This window comes from Segatella copri (genome assembly GCF_019127135.1).
In the GTDB taxonomy this organism is placed as follows: domain Bacteria; phylum Bacteroidota; class Bacteroidia; order Bacteroidales; family Bacteroidaceae; genus Prevotella.
Window position 1 is genome coordinate 96,529 of the sequence record NZ_JAHOEA010000001.1, and the last position, 19,210, is coordinate 115,738.

A 19,210-nucleotide genomic window follows, 5' to 3' on the forward strand; every position below is an offset into this window, starting at 1 on the left:
CATCAAAATCCGATTTGTATAAATACTATTGCCCTCGTTTCTTCTTGGGAAAATGTTCTAGCTGTAATGGTAGAAGTTTTTCGGGAAAAGTTTTGGAGATTAGGAGATAAAGTATTATCTTTGCCATCAGATTCAAAAACGAATAATCAAACTGAGTTATGATAGTAAGACCAAAGCGCATTTATCGCAAGCGCATACCATACGGTATGCAGAATTTTGAGGATGTCATAAAAGAGGATTGTTACTATGTGGACAAGACTCCTTTCATAGAGCAAATAGAAGAATCCAACAAGTATTTCTTCTTCATTCGCCCTCGCCGTTTCGGCAAGACACTTACCCTCTCCATGCTTGAGAATTACTATGACATCAATAAGAAAGACAAGTTTGAGGAAATCTTTGGCAAGCTATACATCGGGCAGAATCCTACACCAGAGCATAATACATATCTCATCATCCACCTCAATTTTGCCGAGGTGGCAGCTGGATTGGATGATTATAAGGATGGATTGGACAACCATTGTCGCCTTGTATTCAATTTCTTTTGTGACATCTATGCACATATTCTTCCTGCCAATACCAAGGAAGGAATGGAAAAGTTAACAGATGCAGTGTCTCAACTGAGGTTTCTTTGCCAGAAATGCCAGGAGGTGGGAAAGAAGATTTATCTCTTCATCGATGAGTACGACAACTTCACCAATATGATTCTCGCCCATGAGGAGCATCTTATGAGGTATCGCAACCAGACCCACGGAGAGGGATATTTGCGCCAGTTCTTCAACACCATCAAGGGTGCGGCTGGCAATACCCTGGGCAGAGTGTTCGTTACGGGAGTAAGCCCTGTGACCATGGATGACCTTACCAGCGGATTCAACATCGGAACCAACTATTCGCTCTCATCTGACTTCAATGAGATGACGGGATTTACCGAGGAAGAAGTGAGAGAGATGCTGGATTATTACGGCAGCGTCCTGCCATTCAATCACACTACCGATGAGCTGATCAAGGTGATGAAGCCTTGGTACGACAACTATTGCTTTGCAGAGGATAGATATGGTGAGACCACCATGTACAACTCGGTAATGGTGCTCAACTTCGTAGATAATTACATCCGAAGCAATTACCAAATCCCTAAAAAGATGGTGGAGACCAACATCCGTATCGACTATGACAAGTTGCGAATGCTCATCCGCCACGACAAGGAGTTCGCCCACGACGCTAGCGTCATCCAGCAGTTGGTGACCCAGGGATTCGTGATAGGCACGCTCAACGAGAACTTCCCTGCCGAGCGAATCAATGACCCAGACAACTTCCTCAGCCTGCTGTTTTATTTCGGCATGGTGACGATAGACGGAACATACAAGGGTGAGACCAAGTTCATCATCCCGAATGAGGTGGTGCGTGACCAGATGTACACCTACCTGCTCGACACCTACAAGGAGAACGACTTGGTATATGATAGATATAGCAAGGGTAAACTGGAGAGTAAACTGGCATACGATGGACAATTCAAGCCATACTTTGAGTATATCGCCGACTGCCTGAAGAAGTACTCCTCCCAGCGAGACAAGCAGAAGGGAGAGGCTTTCGTGCATGGCTTCACCTTGGCGATGACGAGCCAGAACAAGTTCTATCGCCCTATCTCTGAGCTGGACAATGACGGCGGCTATGCCGACATCTTCCTCTCTCCGCTCTGTGACATCTACAAGGACATGGTAGATTCATATATCATCGAGTTGAAATATTGCAAGAGCCAAACCACAGATGAGCAAGTGAAAAAGCTCTTCGAGGAGGCTTCAGCTCAAATCTCTCGCTATGCGGACAGTGATATGGTCAGAGAGGCAGTAAAGACTACAAAGCTCCACAAGCTGGTGGTTATCTACCGCGGAGCGGAAATGGTGGCTTGCGAGGAGATATAAAACTATTTCAACCATACAGGTCGAAAATGTTTGAGAGAGATAAAAAGAAAATTTTCGACGACATCTATTGTTTGGCCTTTCGATCTACATACAGTGATTACAAAGTCACAATTCATTTGTAGTATTTCGGTTCAGGGGAGATTGTCCGTGTATAGACAATCTCTCCTGAGCCCATTTATGTCATTTTTGGGGAACGAGAAAATGGGAAAGTGACGAAAAGTGGTAAAACTACCACTTTTTGCTTGTAAATCACCCTCGCTAATCTTATGCAAAGATACGCTTTTCTTCTGAAAGATGCAAGGAAATGAGAAGAAAAGTTTTAGCAAGGGATAACTGGGAGGTCAGGTTTGTTACCTGTCCAATAGCAAGAATGCCCTATAATCTAAGGATAGAGCGGCTAGTGCGCACACCTTTTTAGTATAATAAATCTAAAAATTTTTGGTTAGAACTCTACTTTCGCATATCTTTGCACTTAAAAAAAATGGCACATGTGCCAGAAATTTTAAGTAGCATGAAGGAAATTAAGCGCGAATATTATCTCAACCAACTCATATCAAGCAAACAAAATGGCTTGATAAAGATAGTTACAGGTATCAGAAGATGTGGCAAATCATATCTTCTATTCAAGTTGTTTAGAGATCATCTCCTGGCAGATGGCATTTCTCCAGACCATATTATATCTCTGGCTTTGGATGATATACTGAACGATGAATACTGTGACCCCAAGAAACTGCTACACTATATTAAAGGTAACATCAAAGATTCTGAAATTCATTATGTCCTATTGGATGAAGTTCAAATGGTAAACAACTTTGTTGGAGCCTTGAACAGTCTTCTTCATATAGACAATGTGGATGTCTACGTAACAGGAAGCAATTCTAAGTTTCTATCTTCCGACATTGCCACAGAGTTCAGAGGAAGAGGTGATGAAATACGTATTTACCCTCTGTCTTTTTCTGAATATGTATCGGCTTACGATGGCAACAAAGAAGATGCATGGCGAGATTATATTACGTATGGCAGTTTGCCTTTAATCTTGTCTTTGGATACCCAGCAAAAGAAGATGAGTTATCTGCGTAATCTCTATACTACGGTGTATCTAAAAGACTTGATAGACAGAAATAATGTCAAGAAAAACACGGAGTTCGACTCTCTTGTTAAAGTAATGGCATCATCGGTAGGCTCACCATGCAATCCGAATAAATTGAGCAACACTTTCAAGAGCGTAAGCAATGCAGACCTGTCTCCGTTAACAATCGACAATTACTTAGGATTCTTGCAAGAAGCCTTCCTGATAGAGAAAGCGATGCGGTATGACATTAAGGGGAAAAAGTACATCGGTACATTGTCTAAATACTATTTCGTAGACTTAGGACTGCGCAATAGCCTTCTGGATTTCCGTCAAATAGAAGAAACCCATCTCATGGAAAATGTGATATACAATGAATTACGATGCCGTGGCTATCTTGTGGATGTTGGTATGGTAGAAACTCGTACCCGAACACCGCAACAAGGAATGATGCGCAAGCAATTGGAGGTAGATTTTGTAGTCAACAATGGCTCTAAGCGTTATTACATCCAGTCTGCCCTTGCTCTTCCAGATAAGGAAAAGATAGAACAAGAATCTGCATCACTAAAACATATCTCAGATAACTTCCAGAAGATAATCATAGTAAAGGACAATATTGTTTCTCATCACAATGAAGCAGGCATCTTGTTCATAAGCTTGTTTGATTTTCTTTTGCAACGAAACATATTAGAATAGGCTTCTACTTTTAAAAAGTGGCACATGTGCCATAAATTTTAAGTAGAGGCATTTAGGAGTACGAAATCGGATGTTACTATTGCCGTCTGAGTTCCGCAAGGTGTTAAAGTACATCAATGAGCGACTGATCCGATGGGTGATGCGTAAGTACAAGCGCTTCTCCAAGGGTAAGAAGTTTAGCAAAGCGTATGAATGGCTTGTGGAGTATGCGGCACACAACAGAAATGAGTTTTTACCCTGGGTAAAGGGATTTGTACCCTATCCACGTCTAGGTTAATAAAGAATATAAACTTATGAACAAAAGAGTTAAGTGCGAAGAGCCTTGTGATGGGAGGCTGTCAAGCATGGTTCCGAGAGAAGGGTGGGTGAAATTCCCTCCACTTACTCGACAGCAGAACTGAAATCTTGGTACCGTTTGCAGCGATACAAGCGGTACCGATTGCAGTGATAGCATGGTACCGATACAGCGCCATCGTCACCATATCTCTGCAAAAGAAGGTGGTACACAAAGTCTGCTGTGAGAAAAATTCTTGTGGCTGATTTTGTATTACGATTGTTCTACAGGATAGTCGCAAGAACGAAAGTATATAAATCAAAAAGCGATTATCAAGAATGGAAAGAAAAAGGCTCAGGGGAGATTGTCCGTGGATAAGACAATCTCCCCTGAGCCAGTATTTACCTCTGTTCGGGATAAGAAATGTTGTCATGTATTGAGGATCTTTGATTCTCAAACATTCCTTCAAAATCCGATAGGTATAAATACTATTTATTGCCATCGTTTCTTCTTGGGGAAATGTCTGAGAGAGAGGGAGATAAATAAAAAGAAAAAGGTGTATCCCTTTGCCCATTGTATTGGGCAATAAGGATACACCTTAATTATATATTCTTATGAGAGTAAGAGATTACTCACCATATTTGTCATTCTGCTTGATATTAGGGTTTGCATTGATTTCGCTCTGAGGAATAGCAGAGATTGCTTTGTAATAGTCACGATCGAAAGACATTTCCTCTGAGTTCAAAATCTGGTGCCAACCTTTGTCTGCTTCGCTGGTATAACGAACAATCTTTTCATTGCGACGGAGACAATCGAAGTAACGGTGGCCTTCACCAACCAATTCCTTACGACGCTCGATAGAGATTCGTTCTGCAGTGATGTTTTCTGCTGTTACAAGCTTAGATTCATCAGAGGTACGATTCTCAATAATTGCATTGAGATACTCAGCTGCCTTTGTCTTGTTACCAAGATTAAAAGCACACTCGGCAGCAGTTAAATATACCTCAGAAAGGCGCATCATAGGTACATTAGAGTAACGTGGATCACCATTTACTGCAGGAATTTTGTTCAACCAAACTTTGTTGTCGCCATAAACTTTCTTGTTTTTTGAATTCAGAGATGCCAAGAATACGTTATTACGAACATCCTTTGGATCTGAAGATAACATATCTACGAAACTCTTAGTAGCAACAACATCACTATATCCTACATGGTCATCACTCTGCTCGTTGTACAGATATCCAATACCATTTCGGTCAGTCCAGTCTTTATTGTCATTAATCAGAATTTCAAAGATCATCTCATTTTCATGAGCTGCACTTGTTTCATACCAAGCTCCAGCATACTGGTCCTTTGTCCACAACTGATATGGAGAGTTGTTGATGATATCCTCAGAAACATTCAGAGCCTTTTCCCATTCACCCATTGTCAGATAAACACGAGCAAGGAGCGTCTTAGCTGCCCAAACATTGATATAGCCCTGGTCTTTATCCTCTGTTAATGCATTAGAGTTGATGGCCGCAGTTAAATCTTTGAGAACTTGTTCATAGTTCTCTTTAACTGTCAAACGTGGCAACTGGCAAGTTGCAATGTCTGCTGCTGAAACAACATTCTCAGTAAATGGAACACCCAATGATGCACCATTGTCTTCTGTATATGTTTTACCATAAATGCGTGCCATATCAAAGAGGGCCATTGCACGAAGAACCAAAGCTTGGCTCTTGTAATTTGCTATAGTTGCTGCTGCTTCGTCCTTATCTTCTAGTTGACCATCTGCTGCAGCGATGATGCGATTAGCACGTCCCATAACAATATAAGGTGACTGCCAAATTGCATTGCCAGAGAATGCTGTACCTGTAGTGTATTGCATGAGATAGTAGAATGAAGCACGGTTACTGTTAGTACCTGCCAATTCGTTACTTTGCATATCATCTGCATGAACATCACCATACAGGAACATATTGGCTCCATAATAATCAATCAAAGTGCTATTGCCCTTTAAACCAGCATACAAACCCGCAACAGCAGTTCCCATGTTGTCGCTATTTGTGATACCTTCCTTTTCCTCTACACCATCTGATGGTTCAAGGTCAAGCCAGTTGTTTACGCAGGAAGTCAGGACTGTTGCTGACAAAGTTGCGCAAAGTGTTGCTTTATATATAAATTTAAATACTTTCATTTGTCTAATCATTTTTGTTTAGAAACCGAGTTCGATACCGAATGTGAATGTTCTCAATGCAGGAGTCTCAAAAGTGCAAAGACCATCTACTGGAACCTCTGGGTCTACTGTGAGATCCTTAGATTTCCAGGTCAGCAAGTTAGATGCTGCAAAGTATGCACGTGCCTTGCTAAGACCCAATTGTGAGATGAAACTCTTAGGAGCGTTGAAACCAATAGACAAACTCTTGATACGCAAGTAGTCTGTAGACATCATCCAACGTGAAGACATTGGTGTGGTAGAACCATACTGGAACTTAGGCAATTTTGCATTGTCGCCTGGCTTCTGCCACATATCCTCGATCTTATAGTAAGCAGGTACTGCACCAGAATAGAGGAATGAACCACCATTGGAATGCTGCCATGTTGCATAATCCATAGCGTCACCGCCTAAAGAGAATGTCAAGGTCATACCAAAGTCGATAAACTTATAGCGCAAAGTATTTGTCAAACCACCTTCAATAGCTGGATCATGCTTGCCAACGATTGTCTTGTTAGCTTCAGCATAGTTTGTTGTAGTCTCACCAGTACCATCATTCTTATAGTACAATTCATTACCGGTTTCAGGGTCAACACCAGCATATTCGTATGTATAGTAAGAGTAGTATGGCTCACCTTCCTTATGGATTAATATTCCACTGATGATTTGATTCTGACCACCATAAAGCTTAGATACCTTGTTGCTATTATGAGCAAGGTTCAGAGTTGTAGTCCAAGTGAAATCCTTTGTGTTAAAGTTATTCGATGTGATAGTAACTTCATATCCGGTATTCTTCAACTCGCCAACATTCTGAGGAGAAGTGAGTGCATAACCAGGAGAAGAGAAATAGCCAGGTACAGCAGATACTGGCAAATCGAAGATCAAATCACTTGTTGTACGAGTATAGTAATCAAATGTCAAAGACAGACGATTCCAGAAATTCAAGTCGATACCGATATTCAGAGCCTTGTTCTTTTCCCACTTCAAGTTCTCGTTTGCGATACCTGAGATGGCAGAACCATTGGTGCCGTTATAGAAGAAGCCCCACTTATACCATGATTTGTAACCATAGTAAACTGATGGCTGAGTACCATTTACACCATAAGATACACGAATCTTACCATCAGTCAATACATCTTTGATAGGATCCATGAATTTCTCACTTGTGAATCTCCAAGAACCAGACAAAGACCAGAAGTCGCCCCATCTGTTTTCGCGAGCCAAGCGAGAACTACCATCACGACGATAGCTAACACCAAAGTAATACTTATCAGCATAATTGTAATTAACACGGCCTAAGAATGATGTTAAGCGATAACCTTGCTTGTCTGTTTGAGTACTTGTGTTATTCGCATTTTCAAACTCATACTTATCGCCTGGATAAGAATCACCACTGAGATATGTCTGAGTGTAGTGATAATCCTCTGTCTCAAAGCCAAGTAAAGCATCTACGTTATGCTCGCCAAATGACTTGTTATAAGAAGCCTGTGTCTGAGTATTCAATGTGTTGAATTCATTGATAATACGCTGAGCAACACCACCTGGTGCACCATCATTAGAGAAACGGTCCCAAAGAACAGTTTCAGTAGAGTTGATGTAATCGTATGAAACCTTCTCGCTTATCTTCAAGTTGTCCCATACGTTGTATGTCAACTGCATACTGTTCAAAGCACGGTTGATGACGTTCTTGTCAGAACTATGCTCCTGCTCGTAAAGTGGGTTTACACCAAACATACCGCACTGTGTCAAGTTTCCTTCAGAATCGTAAGGAACTGAAGATGGACTCTGGAACAAAGCATAGTTTGCAATGGCACCAGAATATGAAGTTCCTTCATTTACCAAACTCTGGTTCATCTTAGAGAACTGAGAATTTACTCGTAAGTTGAATTTTCCAAAGTCGTGACTTACACTAGCATTACCTGTAAAACGCTCTAACCCTTGTTTATATAAGATACCTTCCTGTTTCATGTATGAAACAGAAGAATAGAACTTGGTCTTTTCGCTACCACCAGATACACTTACCTGATAGTTCGCATGATTACCTGTGCGGAACAACAAGTCTTTCCAGTCTGTATAGCCATTCTCTGGTACTGCTGCAAAATCTTCGATATTTTCTTTTGCAAAAGTTGTTGCTGCAGCATCATCATAACCAGCATTGTATAATGCATAATTCTTCAAACCAGTATAAAGCAGTTCACGACGATCAGCACCGCTCAACTGTGGGCGGTAGTCAATTGCCATGTTTGAAAAACCCCAATCGCTACGGAATTCTACGTTTGTTTTACCAGCCTTACCGCTCTTTGTTGTAATGACAACTACACCATTGGCAGCACGAGAACCATAAAGTGAAGCAGCTGCGGCATCCTTAATGACAGTAATAGACTCGATATCGTTACTGTTCAGAGTTGCCAAGAGACTTGTACCTGCATCGTTATAACCACTGCCTGGTTCTGAATTGAAAGCACTTGCATTACCTGCGTTCATTGGAGTACCATCAATTACATACAATGGCTCATTTCCTGCGTTGATTGAACCCATACCACGTACACGGATGCTGCTAACAGCACCAGGCGCACTAGATGAGCCTGATACAGAAACACCAGGAACACCACCAGAAAGTTTATCGGTAAGAGATACAACAGGGATATCTTCCAAGCCCTGAGTATTCAATGTTGAAGCAGAACCTGTGAATGAAGACTTCTTAAAGTTACCATAACCTGTAACAACGACTTCGTCCAAAGTCTTATTGTCAGGATTCAAAACAATCTTCATGTTAGAACCTGCCTTAACAGTTTGGGAATTCATACCAATATATGAAATCTCCAGTTTTGCTCCTTCTGGAGCGGTTAATGAGAAGTTACCTTCAATGTCGGTAACCGCACCGGTCTTTGTACCCACTACTTTGATAGATGCACCAATGATTGGTTCACCATCCTCTGCAGAGGTTACTTTACCGGAAACTTGAGTTTGCGCCAACGCCATTCCTAAACTAAGGAAGAGGCAGGCAATAAACGTCATGAGTCTTTTTTCCATAAATCTCTCTCGTTTAATTAATTAATAAATATATAATGTTTTATATTTCTTTCTCACTACATATCCTCCCAACTTTTATTGAGCGTGGGGACTCATTTCTCGTCTCCAGCTCTTATCTCGAACTGGTGGGGTGGGTATGTTGCCATACCTTATTATATATAGGGAAGTATCTCAAGCTTCACTAAATTTTAATAATATTTTTAATCGGCTGCAAAAATAAGCATTTTTTAGGAAATCACCAAACTTTTTTCTAGAAAAGTTGCACTTTACCCGACATTTTATTATAAATATGCGGTTTTTATACACTTTTGCTTATGAAAAACAAGAGAAAGCGGCAGTTTTGTCAAAAACTGCCGCTTTCGCTGAAATACTAACTTTCTGCCTTTAATTCTTTGTCTAGAACAAAGAGCATATAGAGGGGGATGTTGATGGTTTTTGAACTGTTGTTTCTCTCGTATGGCAAGAGACTGGTGCGAACCAACTTGTCTTGCACCTTCCAGTATGAGTGGCTTCCTTCCGTGACTGTCTTTCCATTTTAACAATTGGGATATAAGTAGTCTTTCCATACGCTAAAAAATATGTTTTGGCAAAGATACTAATAAACAGTGAATTACGCAAGGAAAATCACATTTTCCTAAGGACTTTTAAGTGTATTTATCACATTTTCCTAAGGACTTTTCTGTTAAATCATCACATTTTCCTAAGGACTTTTAGGGGCTTAACTCGAGAATTCTGTCGTAATCTCAGAAAAAAAGCAAGATTACGACAACTTTTAAACGAGAAATCTGTCGTAATCTCGATAAAAAAGTGAGATTACGACAGATTTTCATGATTTTTCTCTTTAATTACTTGTCTACGGTAGAAGAAACATTGTTCTTCTCATAGAAAGCTTTGTATTCTTCAGAAGGGAATATGAAACAATATATCCCCTTCTTTTGTTAATTAAGTGTATTTCGACATCTATTCTTTATATTTTAGTATATTTGTCGAAAATATGTTATTTTATCATCATAGCTTCTCTTATTCTGTATAGCTTGGGTTCTGATAAGCAGCCTTTTCCTCTGCTGACATTTGGAGAGCATCAATCTGACCCTGTGGAATAGGGCGGAGATACTTCTCTGGAGTGATGAGCACACGTTCCCAAGTCTTAGGAGTATGATCGCCTGCTGTAAGACCGCAGATGGTATAGGTTCCTGCAATCTGCTTCCATGTCTGGGTGCGGACGAGATCCCACCAACGGTAACCTTCACCGAAGAACTCGCGTGAACGCTCTGCCAGAATATACTCGATGGTAATATTCTGAGGTGTAGCATCCTTCATCTGCTGACTGTAGTCTGCCACCTTCTCGCGCTGACGGTTGTTGTCGTATGTCCAGACACCTGCACGACCACGAATCTCATTGATTAGGTTGCGAGCGGTCCAGTTCCCAGTTGTCGTTGCACCCTTTACTGCTGCCTCGGCAGCGATGAAGTAGAGTTCAGAGAACTTCAATACTGGGTATGGACGTGGGCTGTCACCATTAGGCTTACCCAATGTGTTGCCATTGTCTGAACGGTAGATACCATTCTTCCAGTTGTTCAACCATGCATAGCGGCTGATACCACTTGCTGCAATCACCCAGTCTGCACGACCTGGGAGCACACCTGCGCCTACATTGCTGTAGCCAGCTCCCTTTGTACCATCACCAGCTGCATTCTTTACACCTTCCTGTGGATAAACGATGCCTGCAGCTTCACTGTCATCGATGAAGGTAAGGATAGAATCCTGTGCATTTACAGGCAGGTTGTTGGCATTATATGCTGTGCCTGAAATAGCACCAGACTTATCCCAGTTGCTGCGGAACTGATAAGCAAATGTTCCGTCGAAACGAGAGTCCATCTTCTTCTCTGCGAAGGTCTTGGTCATGACCTCGATAGGAGTAGCCATCTGCTTCCAAGGACGGTCCTTTCCCTGAACGGCTTCACGCTGTACAGAACGGAATGCATCCCATGTTGTTGCATTCTTGGATGTCTCCAGGAAGGTATAGTCCCAACGGCACATCCAACGCGCAAAGTTGCCAGGCGCATTACCATTTGCCCAATCGAAGTTGGTACCACCATCATAGTAGTTGTTAGACTCGTTGTGGTCTGCATAGAGCAAAATCTCGTTGTTGCGGTCGTTTGTACCCACGTTAACCATATAGAATGATTTCTGCAAACCAAATCCTGCAGGATTGTTGATGGCTTCTACTGCGATATTGTATGCCTGCTGGAAGTACCATGCTGCATCATGTCCGTCTGGATCCTGACGGTCGCAGGTAGGATAGGTCGGAATGTTGTTTGGATTCTGCAACCACCATCCATATGTCAGATAAGCCTTAGCCAGTACCAGACGAGCTGCTGTCTTGGTGACTCCACCAGTTACTCGACCTGCATCTGGAAGCTGCTCGATGGCTGTCTTCAAGTCAGGAAATACCGCCTTGGTATAAACTTCTGGTACTGTGTTACGGTTAGAAGTACGGGTGGCATTGATGTTGAACTTCAACTCACCGGCACCTAAATTCAATGGAACACCACCGAAGGTCTGAACCAACTCGAAGTAGTCGAATGCACGGAAGAAGCGAGCTTCTGACAAAAGACTTTCAGCAATGCCTGCAGCAGAACCATTCTCAATCACACCACTTGCTGTATTGATGTCAGAGAATGCTACGTTCCACAAAACGTCTGCACGACAGTTGCTTGGATTCAGAATCTGCTCTGTCATATCGATAGGGTAATCGTTTCCGTTACCACCATGTCCGTAGGTATACTCATCGGTGCCTTCCTCTGTAGCTATGAGCCAATAACCATTGCCCCAATAATAGCGAAGGTTGGCATAGAGTGATGTGATACCTGCCTGTACACCTTTTTCTGTCTTAAAATATTCAGGGGTATATCCCTGACGGTCGGTTTCTTCGAGCACACTAGAGCAACCTGTAAAAGCAAGGCCAGATGCAAGAAGTCCTGCTGCTAATATATAACTGCGAATTTTCATTGTTGTCAATTTTTAGAAGGTTATGTTTAATCCGAGCAACCAGTTGCGGGTAGAAGGAGTGTTGAAACCTACTACGAGCAAGTTTGACTTGTAGAATGAGGTTACAGCCTGATTCTCGTTACCGTATGAGTTGGTCTCTGGATCCATGCCTGATTCGTCATGATATGGAGAGAAGAGAACAAACGGATTCTGTACGGTTGCATAAACGCGAGCCTTGCTGATTCCACACTTCTTGAGCCATGGCTGATTGAAGTTGTAACCCAATGTAATAGTACGAATCTTGAGATAAGAACCACTGAAGTAACCCAGAGAGTTACCATATTTAGGGTTGTTACTGCTCTCGATGCCACCTGGCTTTGGATAATCATTTGTTGGATTATCCTCTGTCCAGTAGTTTACATCAATGTTGTTACGACGACCGGTCAGCATGTTCAGGTAACCCTGTGAACCATAGATGGTGCTAATCAATGTACCACCATGACGGTATGAAGCTACTACTGAGAGATCCCAGTTCTTGTAAGCTACACGGGTATTGAAACCACCTTCCCAGTCTGGGTCTACCTTCATGATCTGACGGTCAGCCTCACCATATGGACGGGTAGGAGTGCCATCTGCGTTATAGTCACCATTGTACTTAATCTTGATCATACCAGCGTTACCACCAGGTTCTGCAACCTTGCGGATGTCTTCCTCGTCGGTCTGCCAGATACCAATCTTCTCATAGTCGTAGATGACGTTGATTGGTTTGCCAACGAACCACCAGTTACTTTCGTCACGTGTTGCCCCTGAAGCCAATTCTACCAATTCGTTCTTATTGGTATAGAAGTTTACACCGGCATCCCATGTCCATCCATTCTTGTTGTCGATAATGGTTCCGTTCAAAGAAAGCTCGAAACCCTTGTTGCGGGTCTTGCCTACGTTTGCCATATAGCTGTTTACACCGGAAGTTGATGGTAGGTTAACGCTCATCAGCAAGTCTTCTGTATTCTGAACATAGTACTCTGCAGTACCGCTCAAACGACCACCGAAGAGAGAAAAATCGATACCATAGTTCCAAGTCTTGGAATATTCCCAGCCAAGTTCTGAGTTAGGAAGAGAAGAAACGTACATACCTATCGCATAACCATTAGGGTCGCTACCGAAATTGTAAGCACGTGTGCTCAAAGCACCGAGGGTAGAATATGGGTTTACTGACTGGTTAGAGGTCTCGCCATAACCAACACGGAGTTTCAGGCTTTCCAACCAGCTGATATCCTTCAAGAAGTTTTCACGAGAGATGTTCCAACCGAGAGATACGGCAGGATAAGTATGCCACTGGTGTCCCTTTGCCAGACGGGAAGAACCATCTGAACGGAAGGCTACGCTTGCCATATACTTGTTGTCGTAGTTGTACATCACACGACCCATTACAGACTCCAGACCACTCTTGTAGTATGCCTGGTTAGCAGGATCTACTGTTACAGTCTTGGCATAACCGATGTTATAGAACTGGAACTTGTCGTTAGGAATATCGAGTCCATACATATAGGTCTGGCGATAGTTGGTCTGCTCAGCAGAGTAAAGAGCTACCGCATTGATTGTATGTTTGCCCCATGTCTTGTCGTATGTCAGCATGTTCTCGATAGCCCAGTTGGTTGTGCGCTGATAGCGGGAAGTGGCATGAGAGTCTGCATTATCCTTGTCAGAGAATACACCCTGACCTACAAAGTTACCATATTCGCTGGAACGATAGTTCAAACCGAGATTGATGCGATATTTCAATCCGTCTACGTGAGGAATCTTCACTTCGCCATAGAAGTTGTTATAGGTACCGTATGCCTTGGTCTGATCTTTGTGGCTGTCACCAAGACTCTCGATGGTATTCTTGGTATAAACCCACTGATCATCACTAGACATGCGGATGCGTGTCTTCAATGAGCCATCCTCATTATATGGGTTAGCGATAGGAGTAGCACTCAATGTGTTGTAGAGACCGAGGTCGCTATTGTTGGTGATACTGTAGTTGCTGTTGGTACTGAAACCAATCTTCACGTATTTACCTATCTCCTGATCGATGGCTGCATGCATAGCATAACGGTTGAAGTTCTGTGTTGGGATAACAGCTTCATCACGATAGTATGAGAGTCCGAAGTTGTAGCTTCCCTTGGAAGAGCCGCCAGATACACCGATGTCATGGTTAGTGGTGATACCAGTCTTGAACAATTCGTCCTGCCAATCCATATCCACAGCACCATCTTCGCCCCAATACTTCTCGTCAGGACCATTCTGGAACTTGTTGGCATACTGACGGAGTTTAGTGAACTGTTCTGCGTTCATCATCGGATAACGGTGGAAGAGAGTCTTGGCACCGATGTAACCATTATAAGTTACAGTAGGGCGCTGCTCCTGATAACCTTTATAAGTAGTGATGATGATGACACCGTTGGCACCACGAGAACCATAGATAGCGGTAGCAGAGGCATCTTTCAAGATGTCCATGTTCTTGATGTTGTTAGGATCGATGTCGCTGATGCTACCTGCGAACGGAATACCGTCGAGTACGATCAATGGGTCATTGCTGGCTGTCAGGGAACGTGTACCACGGATACGAATCTGCATGGATGCACCTGGCTTTGATGAAGTCTGTGCCATCTGTACACCTGCGATACGACCCTGGAGGGCGTTGGTGATGTCGGCACCAGGAACCTCACGTACCAATGAACCAGTAACGTTAGCTACAGAACCTGTAACGGCTTCCTTACGCTGGGTACCATAACCGATAACGACAACGTCGTTGAGGCTATGACCTTCTTCCTCCATTGAAATCTTAATGTTTGTCTGATTGCCGACTACGACTTCTTTGGTGTTGTAACCAACATAAGAAATCACGAGCGTAGCACCAGGCTTTGCATTAATAGAGAAATTACCTTCCAAGTCGGTTACTACACCGTTACTTGTTCCTTTCTCCTTGATTGTTGCACCAATCAGCGGACCCATAGAGTCGCTGATATTACCTGTAACCTTTTTGGTTTGTTGTACTGAAGTTGCTATCAGAGAATTTGCTTCTCCATTGCTAGCTTGTACCTCTGGAGCATACATTCCAAGTGCGGAACACATACCCATTAAGATTGTTGTTTGTTTTAAATATAACTTCATAGTTTAACAGTTTGTAGGTATATTAAACGTTTATTACTCACTATTTTGTTAATTGTTTACGGCTGCAAAGATATGTCCTTTTTCGTAAAGTGCAGTTAAAATTTGTATCTTGCGTGTTTTAAAATGTTTCATGTACAATAAAACAGACATGTTTAGGTGAAAAAAAAAGGGGATTTGCAACTGCAGATCCCCTTTATACCTTATTATATATATTTAGTATTCGTATAGCTTGATGTGGAGTATTTTATTGTCTCCACATGAGATGCGGGCATGGCGCCCCTGGTGGTCCTGATCGCCATTATCACGACGGATAAACTGTAATTTGCCGTTTTTGTCTACTTCAACCTGGTCTACATATCCGATACCGATACGCTTGCCTTTGAAAGTAGCGGTTTGTTTCCTTGTTTCGGTTCCACCGTTGTCTACAAATCCGTCCTCACCGAGTTTCTTTTCTTCAGCTTGCGCTTTTTCTGTCTTGCTTTGGAAGACTACGACGATACCATTACCAGCTATGATGTATTCGTTCTTGGCTAGTTTCACAATCAAGCCACCGCCTTCAGGCCATTTACTTCCATCTGTAGCGCGTGGATCCCATGGTAGCGTGAAGAAATGACGGCAGGTCATGGTGATATCTCCATCTTCGATGATTCGCTCTTTATCTTCCTGATCGAAGAGTAATCCCCAGTTTTTTCCCTTTCCCTGATGCTGAAGTAGGATAGGAGAGAGTTGGTCGATAACCTTATATGAACGTCTGAGACTGTTCTTCACCTTGTAGTTAGCTTCATCGAGAGCAAACGGACTGAAACTGATGGCATCTGTTTCGCCGAAGGTATAATATGCCTTTACGCCGCTATTGATATCGCATTTCACTTCTGGAGTGAAGAAAGGATTGTCGGCACGCTTGTATTTCTCTACCCATCCCTTGTAACCGGTATCATAGATATCTGGTGCAAAGATGTCGATACTTGGTGCACCGCATTTCCAGATATCAATCAGATGGGCAAGTGGTCCGGCAGAAGGGTATTCGCCTGGTTTTCTGCCACGACTGTTCATTGCTGCATTTACATACATCGGAATATTGTAGATGGCTTTGCCTGCTGAGGCTAGTTGCTCTACATATTTAGCATAGTAATATGCCTGGAATTTCTCGTCTGCATAACGGTCTGTTCCGAAAACTTCAGCCCATGTACCTTTCTTCTTGAGCTTGAGTGCCTTGAGCAATGAAGCAGGAACGGGTTGTCTGTAAGCTTTTTCGGCAAGAGGAGAGTGGTCGCGGGCAGATTCGAGCATGCCGATTTCGTTTTCTACCTGCATCATGATAACGGTATTCTCCTGACTGTCTACTGCTTTAATGTGCTTCATCAGTTCGCAGAATGCTCGTTTGTCTGCTTGAAGCAGGTTATCGCTGAAGGCTGTGCATATCTCTAATGGCTTGCTGTTCTCTGTGAGTGAACGAGGGAAACGTTTGGTGTTTTCCTTTACCCATAGTGGAGCATAGCAGCTCATGGAGTTCTTCCAGGCACCAAACCATAGGAAGACAATCTTCAAGTCATGCTTACGGGCAGTTGTGATGACGCTGTCTACAAGTGCAAAATCATATTTGCCCTCATTAGGTTCTACAAATTCCCAATATGCAGGAACGAAGACAGAGTTGACTCCGCTATTCTTCATCTGTTTCAATGCTTTCCTGATGTCGGCAGGACTCGTTGCGGCAGAGTTGCTCAACTCACCAGCCAGGAGAAGCATCGGCTTGTCATTGACAACAAGCTGGGTTGCAGAGCCTTGCTTCTGCAGTTTCACTCCAGCTTGTATATTGGTGCAGCATAATAATGCTAGAAAAAATAATACGATCTTATTCATAAATCTTCATTTTAGAGAAAGTCTGAAAATATTTGAGGCAGGTATTGCGCCATTCCTTGGCGTTTTCCAACTGTACATTGAGCAGAGAGTCTGTATGTTGCCATTCCTGTTCATGTCCCTTCATATACTGCTTGGCTGAGGTATGCCAAAAGTCGCGGTAAACTTCTACCATCGCCACCCCCATGTTGTACTTCATGCAGAGTTCCTGCCAGAGGGTGCTTCCTGATTTCATCTTGTAAGTCCAAGGCACATGATGGAACCAGAGGAGATATTCTTCTGGGCAAGTCTCGATGTTGTCATACAGACTGCGATATGGTTCCGGATACTGACCTACGGCATCTGTGCCTTTGGATGACCGGTCGAAACCTACGCCCTGTGCATCAGCCTTATGGTAGTATACCGGGCACCATTCCAGAGGATAACTTGCGATGAAACCATCAGGTTCAGGACCGTAGTGGTGGTCGAACTTGAAGATATGATGCAAACCCAAAGGCATCATATAGTTGACGCAAGCTTCGCGCGAAGTCATCATCATCATCTCTACCGGCTTGGTAAATTTCTCGTCCTGGTTTCCGTAGGTCTGTACGAGCCATTCGTGAGCAATCTCTTCAGCTGTAAGCGAAGGATTCCATGCCAATCTGCCGAAAGCATACCAGTTTGCCTGTGAGAAAGGATGACCGCACCAGTTGGCATCATCACCGATATTGGCTACACCTGAGATTCCAACCAGTCTGTCTGGATTAACAAAGCCAAAGAATTCCTTCCACATAGGAGCGAGATAGGTGAGGTGCTTAGACTGACCAAGATATTCCTGGGTAATCTGAAGTTCTGCTATCTGTGGAGTCTGTTTGATGTTGTCGAAGATAGGAGCGTATGGCTCACGAGGCTGGAAGTCGAGCGGACCATTCTTTGACTGTAGGATTACGTTGTCACGGAACTTGCCATCCATACCTTTGAATTCGCTGACAGCCTGTTTCACACGGTCTTCACCCTTATGGTTGGCACCATATACAAAGCTTCGCCACATGATGATGCCTCCGTATGGTTTGACGGCATCGGCAAGCATGTTGGCTCCATCGGCATGTGTGCGGTGGTAGTCGCCAGGACCAGGCTGTCCTTCAGAATTGGCTTTTACGAGGAAACCGCCAAAGTCAGGGATGGTAGCATAGATCTCTTTTGCCTTCTTCTTCCACCACTGCTGAACCTTCTTATCCAGTGGGTCGGCAGTCTTGGTGTAGCCCAAAGCCATAGGCGAAGCGAAGTTGATGCTAAGGTATACCCGGATGCCATAAGGACGCAGGATGTTGGCAATGATCTTCACCTTATTAATATATTCTGCAGTCATCATCTTTGGCGATGCATTCACATTGTTGAGCACGCTGCCGTTGATGCCCAAAGAGGCATTGGCACGGGCGTAGGTGATAAGGCGGTCGTGCAGACTCTTGCTGATGCTGCCGCCTTTGCCGTTCTTTCCGAGTTTGATTTCTTCCCATTTGAAGATACTCTTTCCGGCATAGCCACGTTCGATGCTGCCATCGAGATTATCCCAATGGTTGAGAATGCGGAGACCCACTTGTGGCTTCTCGGTCTCATCGATAGCTTTGCTGAAGTTCTGCTGATTACCGCTACCTGTGTTGTAGGCATCAGTGTTCTGAAGTCGAATTAACTCGTAGGCACCATAGAGCAAACCGATAGGATTGCTGGCGGTGATGGTTGCTTCGTACTGAATGTTGTCGCCTTGCTGGGCAGGACGGGCGTAGATGTTATAGCCCTCGCCCAGGTTGAGACTCTTGTCTATCTTGAGCTCAACATTCTTGCCACGCCAGTTGTTTTCCAACTCCTGCTTGGCAATCTTGGCTGTTGCATCATCAGGCAACTGTGAGATAACTTGGCATGAGTTAGCATACTGCTTTCCGAGCCATAACTGTGAACCATCACTCTGTGCAGAAACATGGAGTGATGTAAGTACTGTAAATAATAAAATGAGGTATTTCTTCATATCTTTGCAGATTGTTAGT

Annotated in this window: 9 protein-coding genes; 3 read left to right on the forward strand and 6 right to left on the reverse strand. The window is 43.2% G+C overall.

Annotation, left to right across the window (positions count from 1 at the left end; translation table 11 throughout):
• The first annotated feature begins 158 nt into the window (after window positions 1-158).
• From KSW37_RS00350 to KSW37_RS00360, 3 genes are all read left to right on the forward strand, one after another.
• Window positions 159-1,916, forward strand: coding sequence for an ATP-binding protein (locus KSW37_RS00350; RefSeq protein WP_217312981.1), 1,758 nt, complete (start codon window positions 159-161; stop codon window positions 1,914-1,916).
• 511 nt (window positions 1,917-2,427) lie between these two features.
• Window positions 2,428-3,681 (forward strand): ATP-binding protein, encoded by a 1,254-nt coding sequence (locus KSW37_RS00355; protein ID WP_217312982.1) that lies wholly within the window; start codon window positions 2,428-2,430, stop codon window positions 3,679-3,681.
• 70 nt (window positions 3,682-3,751) lie between these two features.
• Window positions 3,752-3,958 carry a group II intron maturase-specific domain-containing protein gene (locus KSW37_RS00360; RefSeq protein WP_118416843.1) on the forward strand — a complete coding sequence of 69 codons (207 nt, stop codon included), beginning with the start codon at window positions 3,752-3,754 and terminating at the stop codon, window positions 3,956-3,958.
• Between the two features lie 625 nt (window positions 3,959-4,583).
• Here KSW37_RS00360 and KSW37_RS00365 read toward each other — a convergent pair.
• The 6 genes from KSW37_RS00365 to KSW37_RS00390 form a co-directional block, all read right to left on the reverse strand.
• Window positions 4,584-6,134, reverse strand: coding sequence for a RagB/SusD family nutrient uptake outer membrane protein (locus KSW37_RS00365; RefSeq protein WP_217312983.1), 1,551 nt, complete (start codon window positions 6,132-6,134; stop codon window positions 4,584-4,586).
• A gap of 18 nt (window positions 6,135-6,152) precedes the next feature.
• Window positions 6,153-9,185, reverse strand: coding sequence for a SusC/RagA family TonB-linked outer membrane protein (locus KSW37_RS00370; protein ID WP_217312984.1), 3,033 nt, complete (start codon window positions 9,183-9,185; stop codon window positions 6,153-6,155).
• Between the two features lie 1,020 nt (window positions 9,186-10,205).
• Window positions 10,206-12,197 (reverse strand): RagB/SusD family nutrient uptake outer membrane protein, encoded by a 1,992-nt coding sequence (locus tag KSW37_RS00375; protein WP_153139629.1) that lies wholly within the window; start codon window positions 12,195-12,197, stop codon window positions 10,206-10,208.
• A 12-nt stretch (window positions 12,198-12,209) separates the two neighbouring features.
• Window positions 12,210-15,332, reverse strand: a complete 3,123-nt coding sequence (locus KSW37_RS00380) for a SusC/RagA family TonB-linked outer membrane protein (RefSeq protein ID WP_217743410.1) — start codon at window positions 15,330-15,332, stop codon at window positions 12,210-12,212.
• 213 nt (window positions 15,333-15,545) lie between these two features.
• Window positions 15,546-17,192 carry a DUF5597 domain-containing protein gene (locus tag KSW37_RS00385; protein ID WP_217743411.1) on the reverse strand — a complete coding sequence of 549 codons (1,647 nt, stop codon included), beginning with the start codon at window positions 17,190-17,192 and terminating at the stop codon, window positions 15,546-15,548.
• Complete coding sequence (locus KSW37_RS00390) at window positions 17,185-19,191, reverse strand: alpha-glucuronidase (RefSeq protein ID WP_217312988.1); 2,007 nt, start codon at window positions 19,189-19,191, stop codon at window positions 17,185-17,187. The genes KSW37_RS00385 and KSW37_RS00390 overlap by 8 nt, the downstream gene beginning before the upstream one ends.
• Window positions 19,192-19,210: the final 19 nt, after the last annotated feature.